Annotated in this window: 15 protein-coding genes; 3 read left to right on the forward strand and 12 right to left on the reverse strand. The window is 67.6% G+C overall.

The features are described from left to right. Positions 1-79: 79 nt before the first annotated feature. The 6 genes from ACDP63_RS22120 to ACDP63_RS22145 all read right to left on the reverse strand — a co-directional run bounded on the left by ACDP63_RS22120 (position 80) and on the right by ACDP63_RS22145 (position 7,958). The gene (locus tag ACDP63_RS22120) at positions 80-1,276 is read right to left on the reverse strand and encodes a PucR family transcriptional regulator ligand-binding domain-containing protein (RefSeq protein ID WP_409928653.1); all 1,197 of its coding nucleotides are present in this window, start codon (positions 1,274-1,276) and stop codon (positions 80-82) included. A gap of 85 nt (positions 1,277-1,361) precedes the next feature. Then, positions 1,362-1,703, reverse strand: coding sequence for a cupin domain-containing protein (locus ACDP63_RS22125; RefSeq protein ID WP_024844620.1), 342 nt, complete (start codon positions 1,701-1,703; stop codon positions 1,362-1,364). Positions 1,704-1,715: 12 nt separating this feature from the next. Then, positions 1,716-3,119, reverse strand: coding sequence for an NAD(P)/FAD-dependent oxidoreductase (locus ACDP63_RS22130; RefSeq protein ID WP_024844621.1), 1,404 nt, complete (start codon positions 3,117-3,119; stop codon positions 1,716-1,718). 222 nt (positions 3,120-3,341) lie between these two features. Then, complete coding sequence (locus ACDP63_RS22135) at positions 3,342-5,102, reverse strand: hydantoinase B/oxoprolinase family protein (protein WP_024844622.1); 1,761 nt, start codon at positions 5,100-5,102, stop codon at positions 3,342-3,344. A gap of 14 nt (positions 5,103-5,116) precedes the next feature. Next, entirely contained in the window at positions 5,117-7,147 is a 2,031-nt protein-coding gene (locus ACDP63_RS22140; RefSeq protein ID WP_409928654.1) for a hydantoinase/oxoprolinase family protein, read from the reverse strand. A gap of 130 nt (positions 7,148-7,277) precedes the next feature. Next, on the reverse strand, positions 7,278-7,958 hold the full coding sequence (locus ACDP63_RS22145; protein ID WP_024844624.1) for a GntR family transcriptional regulator: 681 nt from the start codon (positions 7,956-7,958) through the stop codon (positions 7,278-7,280). A gap of 209 nt (positions 7,959-8,167) precedes the next feature. Here ACDP63_RS22145 and ACDP63_RS22150 point away from each other — a divergent pair, with 209 nt between their 5' ends. Then, positions 8,168-9,196, forward strand: a complete 1,029-nt coding sequence (locus ACDP63_RS22150) for a trans-3-hydroxy-L-proline dehydratase (RefSeq protein ID WP_024844625.1) — start codon at positions 8,168-8,170, stop codon at positions 9,194-9,196. Between the two features lie 16 nt (positions 9,197-9,212). Continuing rightward, positions 9,213-10,163, forward strand: coding sequence for an ornithine cyclodeaminase family protein (locus ACDP63_RS22155; protein WP_024844626.1), 951 nt, complete (start codon positions 9,213-9,215; stop codon positions 10,161-10,163). A 146-nt stretch (positions 10,164-10,309) separates the two neighbouring features. Here the strand turns inward: ACDP63_RS22155 and fdhA are convergent, their stop codons facing one another. The 4 genes from fdhA to ACDP63_RS22175 all read right to left on the reverse strand — a co-directional run bounded on the left by fdhA (position 10,310) and on the right by ACDP63_RS22175 (position 15,007). After that, on the reverse strand, positions 10,310-11,494 hold the full coding sequence (gene fdhA, locus ACDP63_RS22160; RefSeq protein ID WP_024844627.1) for a formaldehyde dehydrogenase, glutathione-independent: 1,185 nt from the start codon (positions 11,492-11,494) through the stop codon (positions 10,310-10,312). Positions 11,495-11,525: 31 nt separating this feature from the next. Then, positions 11,526-12,635, reverse strand: coding sequence for a 4-hydroxyproline betaine 2-epimerase (gene hpbD, locus ACDP63_RS22165; RefSeq protein WP_024844628.1), 1,110 nt, complete (start codon positions 12,633-12,635; stop codon positions 11,526-11,528). Between the two features lie 63 nt (positions 12,636-12,698). Then, positions 12,699-13,766: a hybrid-cluster NAD(P)-dependent oxidoreductase gene (locus ACDP63_RS22170; protein WP_024844629.1), complete on the reverse strand. Its 1,068-nt coding sequence runs from the start codon at positions 13,764-13,766 to the stop codon at positions 12,699-12,701. Positions 13,767-13,768: 2 nt separating this feature from the next. Then, positions 13,769-15,007 (reverse strand): aromatic ring-hydroxylating oxygenase subunit alpha, encoded by a 1,239-nt coding sequence (locus ACDP63_RS22175; protein WP_024844630.1) that lies wholly within the window; start codon positions 15,005-15,007, stop codon positions 13,769-13,771. Between the two features lie 128 nt (positions 15,008-15,135). On the opposite strand from ACDP63_RS22175, the gene ACDP63_RS22180 reads away from it, so the two are divergent. Next, positions 15,136-16,011 carry a LysR substrate-binding domain-containing protein gene (locus tag ACDP63_RS22180; protein WP_024844631.1) on the forward strand — a complete coding sequence of 292 codons (876 nt, stop codon included), beginning with the start codon at positions 15,136-15,138 and terminating at the stop codon, positions 16,009-16,011. 6 nt (positions 16,012-16,017) lie between these two features. Here the strand turns inward: ACDP63_RS22180 and ACDP63_RS22185 are convergent, their stop codons facing one another. After that, on the reverse strand, positions 16,018-17,496 hold the full coding sequence (locus tag ACDP63_RS22185; RefSeq protein ID WP_024844632.1) for an FAD-dependent oxidoreductase: 1,479 nt from the start codon (positions 17,494-17,496) through the stop codon (positions 16,018-16,020). Further along, positions 17,493-18,281 carry a pyrroline-5-carboxylate reductase family protein gene (locus ACDP63_RS22190; protein WP_024844633.1) on the reverse strand — a complete coding sequence of 263 codons (789 nt, stop codon included), beginning with the start codon at positions 18,279-18,281 and terminating at the stop codon, positions 17,493-17,495. Before ACDP63_RS22190 ends, ACDP63_RS22185 begins: the two co-directional genes overlap by 4 nt. Positions 18,282-18,402: the final 121 nt, after the last annotated feature.

The following is an 18,402-nucleotide window of genomic DNA, read 5'->3' on the forward strand; positions in this document are numbered from 1 at the left end:
CTCCCTGCTGTCGCAGAAAGGGAAAAGGTGGACGACTTTTACGCCGCCCGCAGCAGCTCCATGCCGCCGCTTCCGTGGCCTAATTTCTCACCGCCGTTCTCACATAGAACACCACCGGCCGGTCCGGCCCGGCATGGGCTGCGGCAAGGCGCGCCTCGCTGAAGGCTTCCGCCAGGCGCTCGAAATAGCCGATCTGGTCGCTCAGCCCCATGCCGGCTTCCAGAACGGCCTGCACGGCGGGCGCGGAATCCTCGGGCAGCAGCAGCCAAAGCTCATCGCTTTGCGGGCAGAGCAGGACCGGCACGTCGCTGCGCTCGAACAGCGCGGCCCAGTCGGGCAGGGACAGCCCGCCCCGCCGGGCCACCGCCAGATGCGCCGTGTCCAGCGCGATGCCGAACGGCGCCAGGCGCTTGCCCGCCTGCTGGCGGGTCAGGCGGTTGTTCAGCAGATCCTCGAGCAGTTCCGAGCCCAGCCGGACGGCGCGTTCGTTTTCGACATGCAGCCGCTCCAGCGCGATGCCGAGCACGGCCGAAAGATGGTTGAGCAGGCTGTAGTCGAGGACGTCCCGCCCGCTGCGCCGCACCAGCAGCACGCATTTGCGCCGCGAAGGGATCCCGATGCCCAGGACTTCGCCCTCCTCCAACGGATAGCGGCGCACCATCGGCTGGGAATGGGGCGGATCGAGCGTTTGCTGCCGCAGGGCCTCGCGCAGCTTTTCGGGCAGTTCGCGACCCTTGGGCAACCAGGGCTGCCGCGTCTGCGGATCCCAGAGCATCAGCCGGGCCTGCACGTCCTCCTCCAGCCGATGCAGCAGTGCTTCCAGGTCGATGCCTTCGATGGCGATGCGGGCGCTGGCATAGATCCGGGCGATGGCCTTGCCGCGCTCGAACTCCTCGGCTCGGCGGGCGTCGATCACCGCGCGGGTGACGCTGGCAAAGGGCACGCCGTAATGCGTCATCAGGACGGGAAAGCCCAGCTCCTCGGCCCGGTCCCGAAGCGCCTGCAGATCGGCGGGCGCCTGCATGTCCTCGCCGATCATCATGCCCGAGAGGCCCGCCTGCGCCAGCGATTCCACGTATCGCCCCTGCGCGGCGGGATCGGCGGGGATGCCGATGCCGGTGGTCATCAGCAGGTCGCCCTCGCCCAGCCATTCGGTCGGATCGGGCAGTTCGCAGACATGCGCCCAACGCACCAGCCGCCCGGCGCCCTCGCTGCCGCTGAGCAGGCGGGTGCGCAGTTCCGGGATGTCGATGATATCCGCGATCCGTAGCGACATGGAAAGCCTCGGGTCCATGAGTGAAGGTGACGCGCACGAGCCTAAGCCAGGACCGCCGGAAAAGCAGCGGCGGCGTTCGTCCGGATCAGCCGAGGATCAGATAGGCCTTGCGGACAGTAGCACGGATATCCCATTCCCCCTGCGTATCGGCCGCGAAGAACAGCGCATCCCCGGCACGGAAGGCGACGGGCTGACCGCCGTCGGCGGTAAAGCTGCCCTCGCCCTCGATGATATAGCTGTATTCGGCCTGGACGACCTGGCGGCGGAAACGGCCGGGCGTGCATTCCCAGATGCCTGCGCCGCCGGCGGGCGTGTCGGCATGGCCGGCGGTACGCGTCATCGCAACCTGCGTGCTGGTCGGGGCGCCCACGGGGGCGGGGGCGGTGAAGGCATCGTCGTTCTCGATGCGGATCAGGATCGGATTCATGGCGGCCTCTCCTCAGGATTTGTCTTCGAGGCCGGAAGGGGCCAGCCCGGCCAGCATCCGGTCGAGCATGCCGGCCGTCCGGCCCTGCAGCTCGGCCTTTTCCTTGCGGATCACGGCGTTGCGCACCATTTTGCCGCCGAGGTAGCGGAAGGGCTCCGGCGGGAAGCCCCTGCATTTGCGGCCGACCAGCGAGCAGCGGCTCCATTCGTCGTCGCGGCCAAGCGCAAGGCTGGCGAGAATGCGCCCGCCCAGCCGGCTGGGACCGACGCCATTGCCGCTCCAGCCGATGCCGTAAAGGATGTTAGGCTGGCCGCGCAGGCTGCCAAAGACCGGCAGGCTGTCATAGGTGCGATCGACCGGGCCCGACCAGCTGTCGGCGACGGCATCCGGCGGCAGCATCGGATAGGTGGCGAACAGGTCCGCCCGGGTCAGCGCGGTGCTTTCGGTGTCGTCGCTGAACACCCCGTTGATCCGCGCACCATAGGCGATGCCGCCCGTTCCCTTGCCGAAGACGATGCGCCCGTCCCGGGTCGTGCGATAGTAATCCACCAGCAGCTGGGAATCGGTGATGGATTCGCCGCCGGTCCAGCCGATGTCCTGGAACAGCGCGCCCAGCGGTCGCGTCACCACGACGGAACTGTTGACCGGGGTGAACAGCCGCGCCAGCTGGGGGATCGCCGCCGACCAGGCATTCGTCGCCAGCACCACCATGTCGGCCGTCAGCGCGCCGCCCTGGGTGGTGATCCGCGCCGGCCGGCCGGGCTCGATCTGCCGGACGGCGGTGCTTTCATGGATGACGACGCCCGCCTCCAGCGCCACCCGGCGCATGCCCTGCACCAGCGCATAGGGCTGCACCGTGGCATTCGAGGGCTCGAACACCCCGCCCAGATGCGCGGGCGATCCGGTGCGGTGGCGGACCTCATCCGGGGACAGGCGCTGGAAGGGCGTGACGCCCAGCTGCTCGCAGGCCTGCAGCGTGCCGTTCCAGGCATCCATATGGGCGGGGGTGGTCGCGGTCCAGAGCCAGCCCTTCTGCGTGAAATGCGCGTCGATGGCGTGGCGCTGGCAGAACTCGCCCAGCTCGGCGATGGCGCGTTCGGCGCTGCGGCCCAGGAACAGGGCTTCCTCGGTGCTGCAAAACGACCGGATCGTGCCGATCTTGGGCCACCAGGACATGACGAAGCCGCCATTGCGGCCCGAGGCGCCGCCGCCGCAGATGTCCTGCTCCAGGATCGCCACCCGGCAGTCGGGCTCGTGCTGCTTGATGGTCAGCGCCGTCCACAGCCCGACATAGCCGCCGCCGATGATGGCGATGTCGGCGCGGCTTTCACCGGCCAGCGGCGGGCAGGGGGCCAAGGCGGCCACGGATGCCTGCCAGTAGCTGCGCTTGAGCGGCTTGGAGATGCGGAATTTCATGGTGTTTCCCTGTGCTTCGTATCGGCCGGCCGGCGCGATGGGCGAGGCGTCCTCGGGTGGCGCGGCGATGCCGCGCCACNGAGCGGCTTGGAGATGCGGAATTTCATGGTGTTTCCCTGTGCTTCGTATCGGCCGGCCGGCGCGATGGGCGAGGCGTCCTCGGGTGGCGCGGCGATGCCGCGCCACTTGGGCCTTTCCGGGGGATCAGCCTTTCGGGCGGCCTCAGCCCCGCAGCGCGGCGGTCGCGGCCTCGTCAACCGTCAGCGTCGTCGGGTCGATGACCACGCCGTAAAGCTCTTTCGCGGCATTGATGCTGACATATTCGTCCAGCACGTCCTCCAGCACGTCCTGCACCGCGCGCTGCCGGGGATCGCCCCAGCCGCCGCCGCCGGTGCTTTCGAACATGAAGGTCTCGCCGGGGCCGAACTTGTGCGAGGCAAGCAGCGGGTTGTGCCAGTTGCCGTCATCGTCGATGCCGCCGATCACCTCGGTCGTGCCGTCGGCGCGGATATGGCTGGAGCGTTGCACGGCGCTGGTCAGGCCGCCGGCCGCGCCGGGGCTGCCCGACAGCGTGCGCGAGGTTTCCATGCCCAGCTCGCCGCCGCCGAAGAAGCGCACCTTGAAGACCGAGCCCAGGCCGCCGCGATAGCGCCCGGCGCCGGCCGAGTCCTGGCGCAGCTCGAACGCCTCATAGGCGATGGGAAAGAACAGCTCGGCGGTTTCCGCCGCCATGTTCATGCAGTTCCCCAAGGGGTCCATGGTCACGTTCATGCCGTCGGAATAGGGCGTGCCGCCCCAGCCGCCGGCCGGCAGGTCGGAAAACACGTCCGCCCGGCCCTGGTCATCGACGCAGCTGGCGACGAACCAGTTGGCATCCGCGCAGGTCGATCCCGTCACCCGTTCCGGGATCGCCTTGGCCAGGGCCTGCCAGATCGCGCTGGTGATCTTCGATGCCGTCAGCGTCGTGCAGCCGATGGTCGGCGCGGGCCAGGTCGCGTTCAGCCAGCAGCCCTCGGGCAGGATCACCTCGATCGGGTTGAACAGGCCCTGGTTCTGCGGCGCGTCCGGCGCCAGGAAGAATTGCAGCGAATAGAGCGCCGCCGACATGGTGTTGGCCTTGGGCGAGTTGATCGCGCCCTGGCAGATCGGGTCGGTGCCGGTGAAATCGACCTTGATCGAGTCGTCCCCGATCTCCAGCCGCACCTTCACCTTGACGCGGCTCTGGGTGATGCCGTCGGTATCGGCGTAATCCTCGGCCTCGTAGACGCCGTTCGGGATGGTGCGGATGCTCCCGCGCACCATCTTCTCGGTATAGGCCTGGATCTTCTTCATCGCGGCGCGGACGGTATCGACGCCGTAGCGGTCGCAGGCGCGCTGCAACTCCTGCTCGGCCGCCAGCAGCGCGCCCAGATGCGCCTGCACGTCGCCCTTGATGAAATGCGGCGTGCGCGAGTTGTTCAGGATGATCGCCAGAAGATCCTCGTTCAGCTTGCCGCCGGAATAGATCTTCAGCGGCGGCAGGCGCAGGCCCTCGGCGGCGATATGGGTGGAAAACGCTTGGCCGCCGGCGCCGCCGCCGCCCAGATCCATCCAGTGGCCGCGGCTGACGCCATAGCCGATCAGCTGGCCCTTGTAGAAGATCGGCTTGGTGAAGGTGATGTCGTTGATATGGGTGCCGCCCCGATAGGGGTCGTTCAGCACCAGCACGTCGCCTTCATGCACGTTCTGCGGCCCGACGCCCTTCACCGCCTCCTCGGCCGAGAACTTCATCGCGGCCAGGTGAACCGGGCAGTTGGCCGCCTGGCTGAGCAGCTGCAGGTCCGCGTCATAGATCGCGTTCGAGAAATCCAGCATATCCGCCAGGATCGGCGAGAAGGACGACCGCTGAAGCACCGTGGCCATCCGGTCCGAGGCGAATTCGAAGATGCTGCGCATGACCTCGAAGGTGATCGGGTCGATGTCGATATCGCTGTGTTGGCTCATGTCTTTCCCCTCCCTCAGATTTCGATGTCGATGACCAGCGCGCCCATGGCGTTGACATGGGCATGCGTCTGGGGCGGCAGGACGGTGCAGGCGTGATCGTATTCGATGATCGCCGGGCCTTCGATCCGGTGATGGGTGGTCAGCGCCTCGCCTTCATAGACGTCGCACCGGGTCCATTCGCCGTCGAAATAGACGTCGCGCTGGCCCTTGACGGCCGCCCTGTCGTCCTCGGAGTAATGCAGCTCGACCGGGGGCGGATCGTCCATCCGGCCGATGGCGGTGACGCTGAACGAGACGAAGGCCGGGGCGAAATCGTCCGAGCTGACGCCGAATTCCTGCAGGTGGACGCCGTGGAACGCTTCCTCGATGCCGGGCAGGTGGCCGGCGGTCAGCACGCCGTTCGGCAGCGGCGTGTCGACCTCGTAGGACTGGCCGACATAGCGCATCTGCGCGCTGCGGATGATCTCGATCCCGGCCGCATCGGCAAAGCCCTGCTGGATCAGCTCCTTGCGGGCGCGGGCCTCCAGGTCGTCCAGGATCGCGTTCACGCGGTCCAGGTCGGCCTCCTTGACCGGCGCGTAATAGAACTGCTCGATGTCCTGGCGCAGGTCCATGACCGTCGCGCCGAAGGCCGAGGCGACGCCCGCGTGGGGCGGCACGATGACCTTGGGAATGTTCATCGACCTGGCGACGAAGCAGGCCGCCAGCGCACCCGCGCCGCCGAAGCTCGCGTAGACGAAATCGCGCGGATCGCGGCCGCGGGCGACCAGCACCTTCTTGACCGCCTGCGCCATGTATTCGCAGCCGATGCGGATCATGCCCTCGGCGGTGGCCAGCGGGGACAGGCCGATCTCGGCGGCGAGCTTGTCCATCGCCTTGCGGGCGGCATCGACGTCAAGGTCGATCTTGCCGTTCAGCGTCGGGTCCAGCCGACCCAAGAGCAGGTTGGCGTCGGTGATGGTGGGCTGGGTGCCGCCGCGGCCATAGCAGACCGGGCCGGGTTCGGAACCCGCGCTTTTCGGCCCGACGCGCAGCGAGCCGCCGGCATCGACCCAGCCGATCGAGCCGCCGCCCGAGCCGACGCTGTGGATGTCCAGCATCGGCACGACGATCGGCACCTCCCATTCCAGTTCGTGGTCGCGGGTGATCAGCCCCTTGCCATGCTCGACGATGGACACATCGAAGCTGGTGCCGCCGACATCGGTGTGCAGGATGCGGTCGAAGCCGCTCTGCTCGGTCAGGTAGCCGGCATAGGCGACGCCGCCGGCGGGGCCGGATTCCAGCATGTCCTCGGGGTGCTGGCGCGCCGCCTCGGCCGACATGACGCCGCCGCTGCTTTTCAGGATCAAGAGCTTGCCGGCAAAGCCGTGGCGCGCCAGCCGGTTCTCCAGGTCGTCCATGTATTTCACCATCACCGGCATGCAGGCAGCGCGGACGGCAGTGGTGACGAAGCGGCCATGCTCGCGAAAGATCGGCCGGGTTTCCGAGGACAGCACGATGTGGATGTCCGGGCAGGTCTCGCGCAGGATGTCGCGCATCTGCTCTTCGTGCCGGCCGCTGGCATAGGAGTTGATGAAGCCGATGGCGACCGAGGGGATGCCCGCCGCCTTGATCCTCTCGGCCACCGCGCGCGCGGCGGCGACGTCCAGCGGACGCTCGGTCTCGCCGCGGACATTGGTCCGCTCGGGCACGGTATGGCGATAGCGGCGCTTGATGATCGGCTTGGGCTTCGTCTGATAGGGGTTATAGAGATGCTGGCGGTGCTGCCGGCCGATCTCGATGGTGTCGCGAAAGCCTTCGGTGGTGATGAAGGCGGCGTCCGGGTAGCTGCGTTCGATCAGGGCATTGGTTGCCGTGGTCGTGCCGTGCATGAGATACGAGATGTCGGAAATCTCGATCCCGGCCTTTTCGATCGATTCCAGAACGGCGATCGAGCGATCCTGCTTTGTCGTCAGGACTTTTGCGGTCACCTGCCTGCCGGTTTTCTCCTCCCAGGCAAACAGGTCCGTAAACGTCCCGCCGACGTCGATTCCGACCCTCCACATGGCGTCCTCCCTTGCGTGCTGTTTTAGGCTCGCCTGAGGATCTCCTCATCGGGGGCTTTTCGGCAATCATACGAAAACAGGAATCGCAGCAGGGGTTTCGTGCTTTCGCAGGATACCGGTCAGCGCGACCTCAACCCTTGCCCGTGCTGGCCGGCAGATGGTGCAGTAGGGATGAGCAGGCAGCCATGATATGGTCGTAGACGAGCTTGCCCGCCTTTTCCGCATCGCCCGCGCGGCAGGCGGCGAGGATCTGGCGATGTTCGCGATCCGCGGTGCCCTGGCCATGCGAGAGGGCAAGCTGGATGCGCAGGTAACGTTCCAGCCGATCATTGACCGAGCGGATGGTGCTGACCAGGAAAGGCCGCTGCGCATCCAGATACAGGCGGCTGTGGAACTGCCAGTTCAGCGCCGACCATTGCGCAACATCGGTTTCGCGGGCGAAGGCGTCGCAAAGGGCCTCGGCCTCGACAAAGGTTTCCGGTGTCATATGCGGCACCGACAGCTTGATGGCGGCCGATTCCAGGATGGCGCGGGTCTCGAAAATCTGGGCGATCTCGGGTTCGGAGACCGAGGTGACGACGGCGCCCTTGTTGCGCTGGAACTCGACCAGCCCCTCGGCCTCCAGCCGTTTCAGCGCCTCGCGCACCGGGATCTTGCTGACGTTGAACATCCGCGCGACATCGTCCTGGCGGATCGGCTCACCCTCGTCCAGCGATCCGTCGGCGATGGAATCGCGGATGAATTTCAGGATGATGTCCGAGGCGGTCGGGGCCTTCCCCAGGTTGGGAACCTCTGCTTCCTTGAATGGCATCCCGCTCGCTCCACACTTGAACTGCTTGCAAGATATGGTAGCCGATATCCTATCGCAAGGAACGGCAGTTTCCCGGTTGCAGAGATGCAGGCCGGTCGACCTGCGGGCACCGCCGATGCCGCTTGACAGGTCCAGATGGGTCGGGCAGGGTAATCATAATATCGTATACGGAATATGATTGCTCTGCTTCCACACCCGAGCGAGGAAAAATGCGCACATCCAAGGTCGTGCATGTCGTGTCCTGCCATGCCGAAGGCGAGGTCGGCGATGTCATCGTCGGCGGCGTCGCCCCGCCGCCGGGCGAGACGGTCTGGGACCAGTCGCGCTGGGTCGCCGAAGACGAGACCCTGCGCAACCTCGTCCTGAACGAGCCGCGCGGCGGCGTGTTCCGCCATGTCAACCTGCTGGTGCCGCCCAAGGATCCGCGCGCCCAGATGGGCTGGATCATCATGGAGCCGGCAGATACACCGCCGATGTCCGGCTCGAACTCGATCTGCGTGGCGACGGTGCTGCTCGATACCGGCATCATTCCCATGCAGGAGCCGGTGACGCGCATGGTGCTGGAGCCGCCGGGGGGCCTGATCGAGGTCGAGGCCGAATGCCGGGGCGGCAAGGCCGAGCGCATCCGGGTTCGCAACGTGCCCTCTTTCGCCGACCGGCTGGATGCGCAGATCGAGGTCGAGGGGCTGGGCACGATCACCGTGGACACCGCCTATGGCGGCGACAGTTTCGTGCTGGTCGATGCGGCCTCGGTCGGGATGCGCATCGCCCCCGATCAGGCGCGCGACCTGGCCCAGATGGGGGTGCGGATCAGCCGCGCCGCCAACGAACAGCTGGGCTTCCGCCACCCGGCAAACGACTGGAACCATATCTCGTTTTGCCAGTTCACCGATCCCCTGAGCAAGAAGGACGGGGTGCTTTACGGCAGGAATGCCGTCGCGATCCGTCCGGGCAAGATCGACCGCTCTCCGACCGGGACGGGCTGCTCGGCACGGATGGCGGTGCTGCATGCGCGCGGACAGATGAAACTCGGGGACCGCTTCGTCGGCCGCTCGATCCTCGACACCGAGTTCCATTGTTCGATTGCCGATGAGGTCGACCTGAACGGGAAACCGGCCATCCGCCCGATCATCTCGGGCCGGGCCTGGATCATCGGGACGAAACAGTTGATGGTCGATCCGGCCGACCCGTTCCAGGGCGGCTATCGCCTGTCGGATACCTGGCCGGCGGATCTGTAAGGGGGATCGCTTATCCATGACGAGCAACGGTTCTGCTCCGCAATTCCTGTCCTATGAGGCCGCGATCGGCCGGCTGGACTGGTCGGACGCCGTCGAGGCCCTGCGCCAGGGCCATGCGCTGCCCCGGGCCCAGATCCGCGACGTGTTCCTGGGCCCGCCCACCGGCACGATGATGAGCCGCTCGGCCTGGATCGAGGGGCTGGGCTACGGCGCCAAGACCTTCACCGTCTTCGACGGCAACGCGGCGCGCGGCCTGCCGACGGTGCAGGGCGCGATGCTGGTCTTTGACGGCGAAACCGGCTCGCTGCAAGCCATCGTCGACAGCCCGCTGGTGACCGAGATCAAGACCGCTGCCGATTCCGTGCTGGGCGCCAGCCTGCTGGCGCGCCCGGACAGCCGGCACCTGCTGATCGTCGGCGCGGGGACCGTCGCGACCAGCCTGGTCAAGGCCTATACCGCGGTCCTGCCGGGAATCGAACGGGTCTCGGTCTGGTCGCGCCGCCCGGAACAGGCGCGGGAACTGGTCGCCGGCATGTCGGGCGTCAAAGCCGAACTGGTGGCGGTCGAGGATCTGCAGGACGCGGTCGGGCTGGCCGACATCGTCTCCTCGGCCACCATGGCGCGGCAGCCGGTGATCCTGGGCGACTGGGTGCGGCCCGGCACCCATGTCGACCTGATCGGCGCCTTCAAGGCCGACATGCGCGAGGCCGACGATGCGCTGATGGGCAAGGCCGCGCTGTTCGTGGACAGCCGCGAGACCACGCTCGGCCATATCGGCGAGTTAATGTTGCCCATCGCCTCGGGCGCGATCACGGAAGACAGCGTGCTGGGCGATCTCTACGATCTCGTGCGCCCCGACGCCCGCCGGCGGCAGGCGAATGACGAGATCACCCTGTTCAAGAACGGCGGCGGTGCGCATCTGGACCTGATGATCGCGTCCTGGATCGCCCGGGTCATGGCGGGCTGAGAGCCGGGCCGGGAAGCAGCCATTCCCCGCTGGTGAGCGGTCCATCCGCTTCCCATCAGCCGGCAGGCCATGAGGTTTCGGCTTTATCGAAACGAAAGGCCGGACAAGATCCTTGGCCGGCCTTCCCGCGTTGCGGACCTGCCGGCTCAGGCCGCCAGCATGCCATGCGGATCGAGGACGAATTTCTTCGCCGCGCCCTGGTCGAAGCTTTCATAGCCCTGCACCGCCTGATCCAGCGGGATGACCGTGGCATTGACGATATCGGCGATGGGCAAACGGCCGTGCAGGATGGCCTGCATCAGCTGGCGGTTGTATTTCAGCACCGGGGTCTGGCCGGTATGGAAGCTCTGCGCCTTGGCCCAGCCCAGGCCGAAGCGCATCGACAGGCTGCCATGCCTGGCGGCGTCATCGACCGCGCCCGGATCCTCGGTCACGTATAGCCCGGGAATGCCGATCTGGCCGGCAGCGCGGGTGATCTGCATCATCTGGTTCAGCACGATGGCCGGCTGCTCGCCGCCGGAATGGCCGCGCGCCTCGAAACCCACCGCGTCGATGGCGGCATCGACCTCGGGCGAGCCGGTGATCTGGGCGATCATCTCGGGCAGGTCGTCGCCTTTCGACAGGTCCACCGGCTCGAAGCCGACCTTGCGGGCATGTTCCAGCCGCTCCTTGTTGAAGTCGCCGATCATCACCACCGCCGCGCCGAGGATGCGCGCTGAGGCCGCCGCCGCCAGGCCCACCGGACCGGCGCCCGCGACATAGACCACCGAGCCGACGCCCACGCCCGCCTTCCAGGCGCCGTGAAAGCCGGTGGGCAGGATGTCGGACAGCATGGTCAGGTCGCGGATCTTCGCCATGGCCCGGTCGCGGTCGGGGAATTTCAGCAGGTTGAAATCGGCATAGGGCACCATGACATAGCGCGCCTGCCCGCCGATCCAGCCGCCCATGTCCACATAGCCATAGGCACCGCCGGCGCGTGCCGGATTCACCGTCAGGCAGACCCCGGTATCGCCCTCGCGGCAGCAGCGGCAGCGGCCGCAGGCGACGTTGAAGGGCACCGAGACGATGTCGCCGATCTCCAGCATCTCGACATCGGCACCCTTCTCGATCACCTCGCCGGTGATCTCATGGCCTAGGATCAGGCCGGGCTCGGCGGTGGTGCGGCCGCGCACCATGTGCTGGTCCGAGCCGCAGATATTGGTCGAGACGACCTTCAGGATCACGCCATGCGCGATCTTGCGCCCGTCCGGCGCCTGAAGCTTCGGGTCGGCGATGTCCTGCACCTCGACCTTGCCGGGGCCGATATAGACCACGCCTCTGTTGCTGCTCATCGGACTTGCTCCTCCTTCAAGTGAAACCGCTTCAGGAAAACGACGCAACCGGCGGGCCGAACAGGCTTTCTTCGGGAATGACGCCGAGGCCCGGGCCCTTGGGCAAGCCGATATGGCCGCCCGTGATGCGGATGCCGTTCTCCTCGTCATAGGGTTGCGCGATATAGGGCTGGGCGACCCAGACGCCCTCGTTCAGCCGCGGCTGGACGGTGGCGCCGATATGGGTGCAGGCGGCGGCGATGATGTCGCCGCCCCAGGCGTCGTCGCAGCTATGGGGCAGGGCGCGGGCCTCGCAGATGTCGCGGAACGCCGTCATGGGTTGCAAGCCGCCGATTCGGGTCAGCTTCATGCCGAACCCCTCGCAGAGCCCCTGGCCGGCGGCGCGGATCACGGTGGACAGATCCTCGCCGCTTTCGTCCAGGTAGATGCCGTGCCGGACGCGGCCGCGGATGGCGGCGATCTCCTCCAGCGTGTTGCAGGGCTGTTCCAGCACGAAGGGGATCTCGGGGCATTCGCGGCTGAGCCGCAGCGCGTCGCGGGCCGGCAGGCTGCGGTTGCCGTCCACCGCCAGCCGGGTGCCGGTGCCGCGGGTGCGCTCCCAGGCCTTGCGGACGGTCTCGATGTCGATCTCTACCGGCCGGCCGCCGATCTTGATCTGCAGGCGCGGGAAGCCCTCGGCGACCTTCTCGGCGGCGATGCGGGCGATCTCGTCCGGCTGGCCGATGCCGGTGGCGTAATAGGAGGGCACGCGCTCGGCCGCGACGCCGCCCAAGAGGTCCGCCACCCGCACCCCGTAATGCTTGCCCATCAGGTCATGGGCGGCGATGTCGATGGCCGCCTTCGCGTAATTGTGCCCGCAAAGCAGCCCGTCCATCCGGCGGCGCAGGACCAGCGGCTGCAACGGGTCCGCGCCGATCAGGCCCGGCGCCATCTCGGCCAGCGCCGCGCGGGCGCCAAGCGCATGGCTGGGCGCATAGGTCGGGCCGACCGGGCAGGTTTCGCCCCAGCCCGCCAAGCCGCTGTCGGCGACGATCTTGACCAGCGTGGTCTGCAAGGACCAGACCGTCGAGCTGGCGATGGCATAGGGCCCGTCCTCGACCGGCAGCTCATGGGCATAGACGTGTATTTCGGCAATCTTCATGGCCTGTCCCTGTCATATTGCTTGAGCGATGCGTTTCCGGGGACCGGCGGCCCCCTGAAAGCGTCACAGGTCGATGGTGACATCGCCGATGGGCCGCGAGCAGCAGGCCAGGATATAGCCCGCCTCGACATCCTCGTCGGTGATGCCGCCATTGTGGACCATGTGGACCTGGCCCGAGAGCTTGAGCACCTGGCAGGTGCCGCAGATGCCCATGCCGCAGCCCGAGGGGATGGGGATGCCCGCCGCCCGCGCCGTGGCCAGGATGGTCTCGGTCTCGGCCGCCCGCGCGGTCTTGCCCGAGGCGGAAAAGCGGACCTCGGCCAGCGCATCCTCCTGCGGCACCACGTCCTCGGGCACCGTCTCGGCCTCGGCCGGCGGGCCGCCGAAGCTTTCCTGGTGATAGCGGGCCATGTCGTAGCCCAGCCCGTGCAGGATATCGCGCACCGCCTGCATGAAGGGCTCGGGGCCGCAGCAATAGACGTCGCGCTCCAGGTAGTCTGGCGCGATCAGGCCCAGCATCAGCTGGTTGAACATGCCGCGATAGCCGGTCCAGGGCCGATAGGGGTCGGGTTCCTCGACGATCCATTTCAGGTTGATGCCGGCGACGCGCGTCGCCATGTATTCCAGCCCCTCGCGGAAGATGATCTCGGAGGGGCGGCGGGCGCAGTTGACGAAGACGATGTCGGGGTCGCGCCCGGAATCGTAAAGGAAGGTGGTCATCGACATCATCGGCGTGATGCCCGAGCCGGCCGAGATGAACAGGTATTTCTCGGCCGGATCCTGCATCATCGAGAACTTGCCCGCCGGTCCCCTGGCCTTGATCCGCATGCCGGGCCGCAGGTGGTCGAACATCCAGCGCGTGCCGATGGACGCCTTCTGCGCCTTGACCGTCACCGTCAGCGAGGTCGGCCGCGAGGGCGAGGACGAGATGGTATAGGTCCGGTGCAGCGGCCCCCCGGGCAGGGGCAGCTCCAGGGTCAGGAACTGCCCCGGCTCGAAGCTGAACAGCGCGCCGGATGGGCTGCGAAAGCAGAAGGTCATCACATCCGGCGCCTCGCGCAGGAACGATACGCATTCCAGCTCTTCGGCGTCGGTCCAGAAGGCCAGCGTCGGTTTCGTCGGCGCGTTCATGGTCACTCGGCCGCCATGCCGCTGGGGGCGGCGGCGCGTTCCACCCATGCGGCATACCAGTCGATGAACTGGATCACGCCGCTTTCCCAGTCGGGCGAATAGGGGCCGGGAACATAGGCGGGCGAGAAGATGCCTTCCTGGTTGGTCTCGACGATCTCGCGATCCTCGTCATTAGTGGCGATCCAGACCTCGGTCAGGCGCTTGAGGTCGTAATCCACGCCCTCGACCGCGTCCTTGTGCACCAGCCAGGTCGTCGTCACCTCGGTCTCGGTCGGGCTGATCGGGGTGACGCGGAAGGTCAGCGAATGGTCGGGCAGGAAATGGTTCCAGGTCGAGGGATAGTGAAAGACCAGCAGCGAGCCGGCGTCAGACTTGGCGACGCGGCCCAGCTGGCGCGCCACCGCCGCCTTGCCGTCCATCGTGTAGCTGACGGCGGTTTCCTGAAGCGGCATCCGCGCCAGCCGGAACTGGCCGTCGCCGCCCAGCAGGAACTGCGCCGGGGCGCCCACCGAGGCGCAGGCGTCGAAATGCGCCTGCAACCGGGCCGAGATCGAGCCGTCGGCCGACACGCCCGCCACCTCGGGGTCCAGCGGGAAGGACCGGCACAGCGCCGGGTGGTTGCCGCTGCAATGATAGCATTCGCGGTTGTTTTCCCAGACGAGCTTCCAGTTGCCCTTCTCGATGATCGAGGAGCTGTAGGCGACCTTGGCGTCCTGAAGGTCATGGACTGCCAGATAAGGCTCGGCCTGGCGGGCGAAATCCTCGAAATCCGGGGGGTTGTCCGACAGGCAGATATAGATCAGCCCCTTGAGGTTGCGCAGCGCCACCCCGCGCAGCCCGTGCTGCGTCGGGTCGAAGTCGGGCCCCATGCTGTTGGCCCAGATCAGCTTGCCGTCCAGGTCATAGGTCCATTGGTGATAGGGACAGACCAGCTTGGCCACCTGGCCCTCGCGCGCCTTGCAGACGATCGAGCCGCGATGCCGGCAGGAGTTGTGGAAGGCGCGGATTTCCCCGTCGCGGCCCTTGACGATGACGATGTTGTAGGCGCCGATCCGCAGCGTCGCGTAGCTGCCGGGCTTGACCAGCTGGCAGGCCGGGATGGCATAGAGCCATTCGCGGTAGAAGATATGCTCCAGATCCTGCTGATAGATCTCGGGCGAGGTATAGAAGGGCTGTTCCAGCGCGTGTCCGGGCACACGGCGGGCAAGCAGGTCATGCAGATTCGTGTTGGTGGCGGACATGTTCGGCTTCCATGGGATGAGGGTGAATCCTGCCTGCGACAATCGGCTGCATGCGGCATCTTGACAACGGCATAAAAATTCACCTTGGCTTAGCTGATCTAACCTGAAAGCCACCGGGAGCGAGTTGGTTGCGCAGACCCTACGACCTTGCCTCGATCACCGCCCTGATGTGTTTCGAGGCCGCGGCCCGCAAGATGAGCTTCAAGGAAGCCGCAAGGGAGACTAACGTCACCCCCGCCGCGATCAGCCACCAGATCAAGGCGCTGGAGCAGGATCTGGGCTGTGCGCTGTTCATCCGCCGGCATCGCGGGGTGGAACTGACCGAGAAGGGCGCCTTCCTGCTGGTCGCCCTGCAGCGCGGCTTCGAGACCATCTCGGATTGCGTCACGCAGTTGCGCGCAAGCCCCGAGGCGGTCGATGTCACCATCCGCGCCACGACCGCGGTCAGCGCGCTGTGGCTGACCCCCAAGATCGGCGCGTTCTGGAAGGATCATCCGGGCATCACCGTTTCGCAGATCATCAGCGACGTGCCGGGCTCGGGCGGCCGGCACGACCTGAGCATCCGCTATGCCATTCCCCAGGACACCGGCGAGGAATGGCGGCCACTGTTCCATGACCGGATCCTTGCCCTGGGAACCGAGCGCTTTCGCCAAGAACACGGCATTCGCAGCGCCGCCGACCTGATGTCTGCCCCGCTGATCCACATGCGCAGCGAGGAGAACGACTGGACCGGCTGGACGGAATGGTTCGCCGCCCTGGGCCTTTCCGTGCCAAGGGGGCGCAGCCTGCATGTGAACAACCACATGATCGCCCTGCAGGCGGCCGAGGACGATGTCGGCGCGGTGCTGGGCTGGGGCGGGCTGCTCGGAAACCTGCTGGAACAGGGCCGGCTGGTCCAGCTGGTGCCGGAAAGCCTCCCTTCTCCGGCCGGCTTCTACCTGACGATCCACCCCCGCGCCTCGGCGAAAGCCCGGCTGTTCGCGGATTGGCTGGCCGAGGGCTGAATCGCGTCAGAGCTGGCGATAGACCCGTGCCGTATCTTCCTCGAAATGGCGCAACTCGTCCTGCCGGCGGGCCTCGGACCAGCCGAGGCTGGCGGCGGCGATGCGCGACAGCGCCTCGGCCCGGCCCCGGCCCAGGTCGGGCTCCAGCCCGTCCGGCAGGCGGCGGCGGATCAGGTCGGCAAGGCGCACGACATGTTCGCGGGCCGCCATCTGGCCGATGCCTTGGTCCTTGGTTTCGGGCGCCGGAATGACGCCGGCGGGCTCCGGTCCCCGCCTTCCCAGGCGTCTTTCGACGCTGCGCGCCACCTTCCGCGCTGCATGGCGATGCAGCATGATGGTCGAGCCGGTGACCGCCAGCAGGCCGGGCATCGCGGGATCCTCGGCCACCTCGACCGGCAGGCTGGTCACCCGGCCGTCGCGGGTCGAGGTCGGCCGCACCCCGCACCAGCAATGCAGCACATCCGCGCGCGTCAGGTGCAGGTCGGGGAACAGGTGGTTGGCCTCGGCCAGGATATAGTCGATCTCGGCGTCCTCGACGCGGATGTCGTCGGGATCGGCGGTGACCTCGGTCTCGGTCGGGCCGATGAAGTGAAAATCGCGCCAGGGAAAGACGTAATAGGGCTCGCCCTTGCGGGAAAAGGCTTCCAGGCCCTGGCCGCGGAATGCCTCGGGCAGGCGCAGCATGACATTGACGCCCTTGACGCCGATCACCCGCCGCTTGCCCGAGCCGCCGCCCGGCACCCGGTCGATCCAGGGACCGGCGGCGTTCACCACCATGCGGGCGCGGATCTGCGCCCGGCCCTGCATGTCGGGGGCGCGTTCGTCCAGCGTGACCAGCCAAGCCTCGCCCTCGCGCGCGATGGCCGTCACCTCGGCATAGGTGCGGAGGGTGGCGCCGCGCCGCTCGGCATCCAGCGCGGTATCGACGCAGATGCGCTCGGGCCAGGCATACATGTATTCCTCGAAGACCCCGACACCGCGCAGAGGCCCGCCCAGGGCCGCCGCCATGGCGCTTTCGCCGGCGGCTTTCGCAGGCGGGAGGCGGCGATAGGACAAGGGCACCTGCCATCCGTCCAGCGCCTCGACCAGCCGAAAGCCCAGATCGACCAGCCAGGGCGGATAGCGATCGCCCTGGCGGAACGGATAGTGGAAGCGGTGCTTGGTCAGGTGCCCGGGCATGTCGCGCACCAGTTCGGCCCGGCAGCGCATCACGTCGCGGGTGTAGAGCAGCCGCCGGATCATGTCGGCGGGCCGAAAGGGCATCTGCCACAGCGGATAGCGCGCGGCGAGATAGCCGAGCCCGGAATAGAGCATGCGGCTGGAGCGCGACGAGGTGCCGGCGCCGATATCGCCGCGGTCGACCAGCAGCGTGCGAAAGCCGCGCCCCGCCAGTTGCCGGGCGCTGGCGCAGCCGACCGCGCCGGCGCCGATGACGATCACGTCGTATTCGGTCTGGTCGAGGCTGGTAAGGGCAGGGCGGGTCACGCCGGACCCTCCGCCATGCGCCGCGCCTTCTCGGTCGCCGCCTCCAGCGCCGCGACGACGGCGCGGCTGAAGCCTGCCGCCTCGGCGGCCTCGAGGCCGGCGGCGGTGGTGCCGCGATAGTCGCGATAGGCGGCGACCAGGGCAGGGGCCTCGGTGATCCGCCTCTCCAGCAGCCGCGCGCCGCCGACCACCGCCGCCTCGGCCGCGCGCCAGGCGATGGCGTCCGCGACGCCCTGCGCCCGCATGAACCCGGCCATCGCCACCGCCATCAGCGCCGGATAGGCGGCGCCCGAGCCGGGCAGGGCGGTCATCAGGTCGATTTCGGCCTCGCTCGACAACTCGTCTGTGGTGCCGATGGCCGAGAGCAGGTGCCGCACGGTGTCACGGTCGGCATCCGTCACCCCTTCGGCGGACCAGAAGGGCGAATAGGAGGCGCCGATCTCGGCGGCGGCATTCGGCATGACCCGCACGATCCGGCCGCCGCAGCGGGCCAGTTCGCGGGCATTCACCCCGGCCATGAGGGACAGGATCAGCCGCCCCTCGGCCCGCAGCGCCAGCTCCGGCCAGTCCTCGGGCCGCACCGAGACCACGATCACGTCGCTTTGCGCCACGAGATCCGCCACGTCCCGCGCCCAGACCACATCGGCATGGCCGTGATAATCGGGGCGTGGCCCGCTGCGGTTCAAGAGCACCAGATCGCCCGGCTGGACGATGCCGCGCGACAAAAGCCCCGCGCCAAGCGCCGAGCCCAGCCAGCCGGTGGCGCCGATGATACCGATCCTCATGCGCCTGCCCCCGCACTTCCGGTATATGCGTTGATGGCTTCCTGGAAGGGTATGATGCCGATGGTGCTTCCGTCGGCGGTCTGGACGCGCAGGGCCTGCAGGCGGCTTGCGGCCATGTGCT

The organism is Paracoccus sp. P2, from assembly GCF_046335115.1.
GTDB lineage: Bacteria > Pseudomonadota > Alphaproteobacteria > Rhodobacterales > Rhodobacteraceae > Paracoccus > Paracoccus pantotrophus.

What these genes read in the sequence shown, in the direction of transcription:
- ACDP63_RS22170 (WP_024844629.1), bottom strand. Translation starts at nt 13,766, where the DNA reads ATGAACGCGCCGACGAAACCGACGCTGGCCTTCTGGACCGACGCCGAA.
- fdhA (WP_024844627.1), bottom strand. Translation starts at nt 11,494, where the DNA reads ATGAGCAGCAACAGAGGCGTGGTCTATATCGGCCCCGGCAAGGTCGAG.
- ACDP63_RS22140 (WP_409928654.1), bottom strand. Translation starts at nt 7,147, where the DNA reads ATGTGGAGGGTCGGAATCGACGTCGGCGGGACGTTTACGGACCTGTTT.
- ACDP63_RS22135 (WP_024844622.1), bottom strand. Translation starts at nt 5,102, where the DNA reads ATGAGCCAACACAGCGATATCGACATCGACCCGATCACCTTCGAGGTC.
- hpbD (WP_024844628.1), bottom strand. Translation starts at nt 12,635, where the DNA reads ATGAAGATTGCCGAAATACACGTCTATGCCCATGAGCTGCCGGTCGAG.
- ACDP63_RS22125 (WP_024844620.1), bottom strand. Translation starts at nt 1,703, where the DNA reads ATGAATCCGATCCTGATCCGCATCGAGAACGACGATGCCTTCACCGCC.
- ACDP63_RS22120 (WP_409928653.1), bottom strand. Translation starts at nt 1,276, where the DNA reads ATGTCGCTACGGATCGCGGATATCATCGACATCCCGGAACTGCGCACC.
- ACDP63_RS22150 (WP_024844625.1), top strand. Translation starts at nt 8,168, where the DNA reads ATGCGCACATCCAAGGTCGTGCATGTCGTGTCCTGCCATGCCGAAGGC.
- ACDP63_RS22175 (WP_024844630.1), bottom strand. Translation starts at nt 15,007, where the DNA reads ATGTCCGCCACCAACACGAATCTGCATGACCTGCTTGCCCGCCGTGTG.
- ACDP63_RS22155 (WP_024844626.1), top strand. Translation starts at nt 9,213, where the DNA reads ATGACGAGCAACGGTTCTGCTCCGCAATTCCTGTCCTATGAGGCCGCG.
- ACDP63_RS22130 (WP_024844621.1), bottom strand. Translation starts at nt 3,119, where the DNA reads ATGAAATTCCGCATCTCCAAGCCGCTCAAGCGCAGCTACTGGCAGGCA.
- ACDP63_RS22190 (WP_024844633.1), bottom strand. Translation starts at nt 18,281, where the DNA reads ATGAGGATCGGTATCATCGGCGCCACCGGCTGGCTGGGCTCGGCGCTT.
- ACDP63_RS22145 (WP_024844624.1), bottom strand. Translation starts at nt 7,958, where the DNA reads ATGCCATTCAAGGAAGCAGAGGTTCCCAACCTGGGGAAGGCCCCGACC.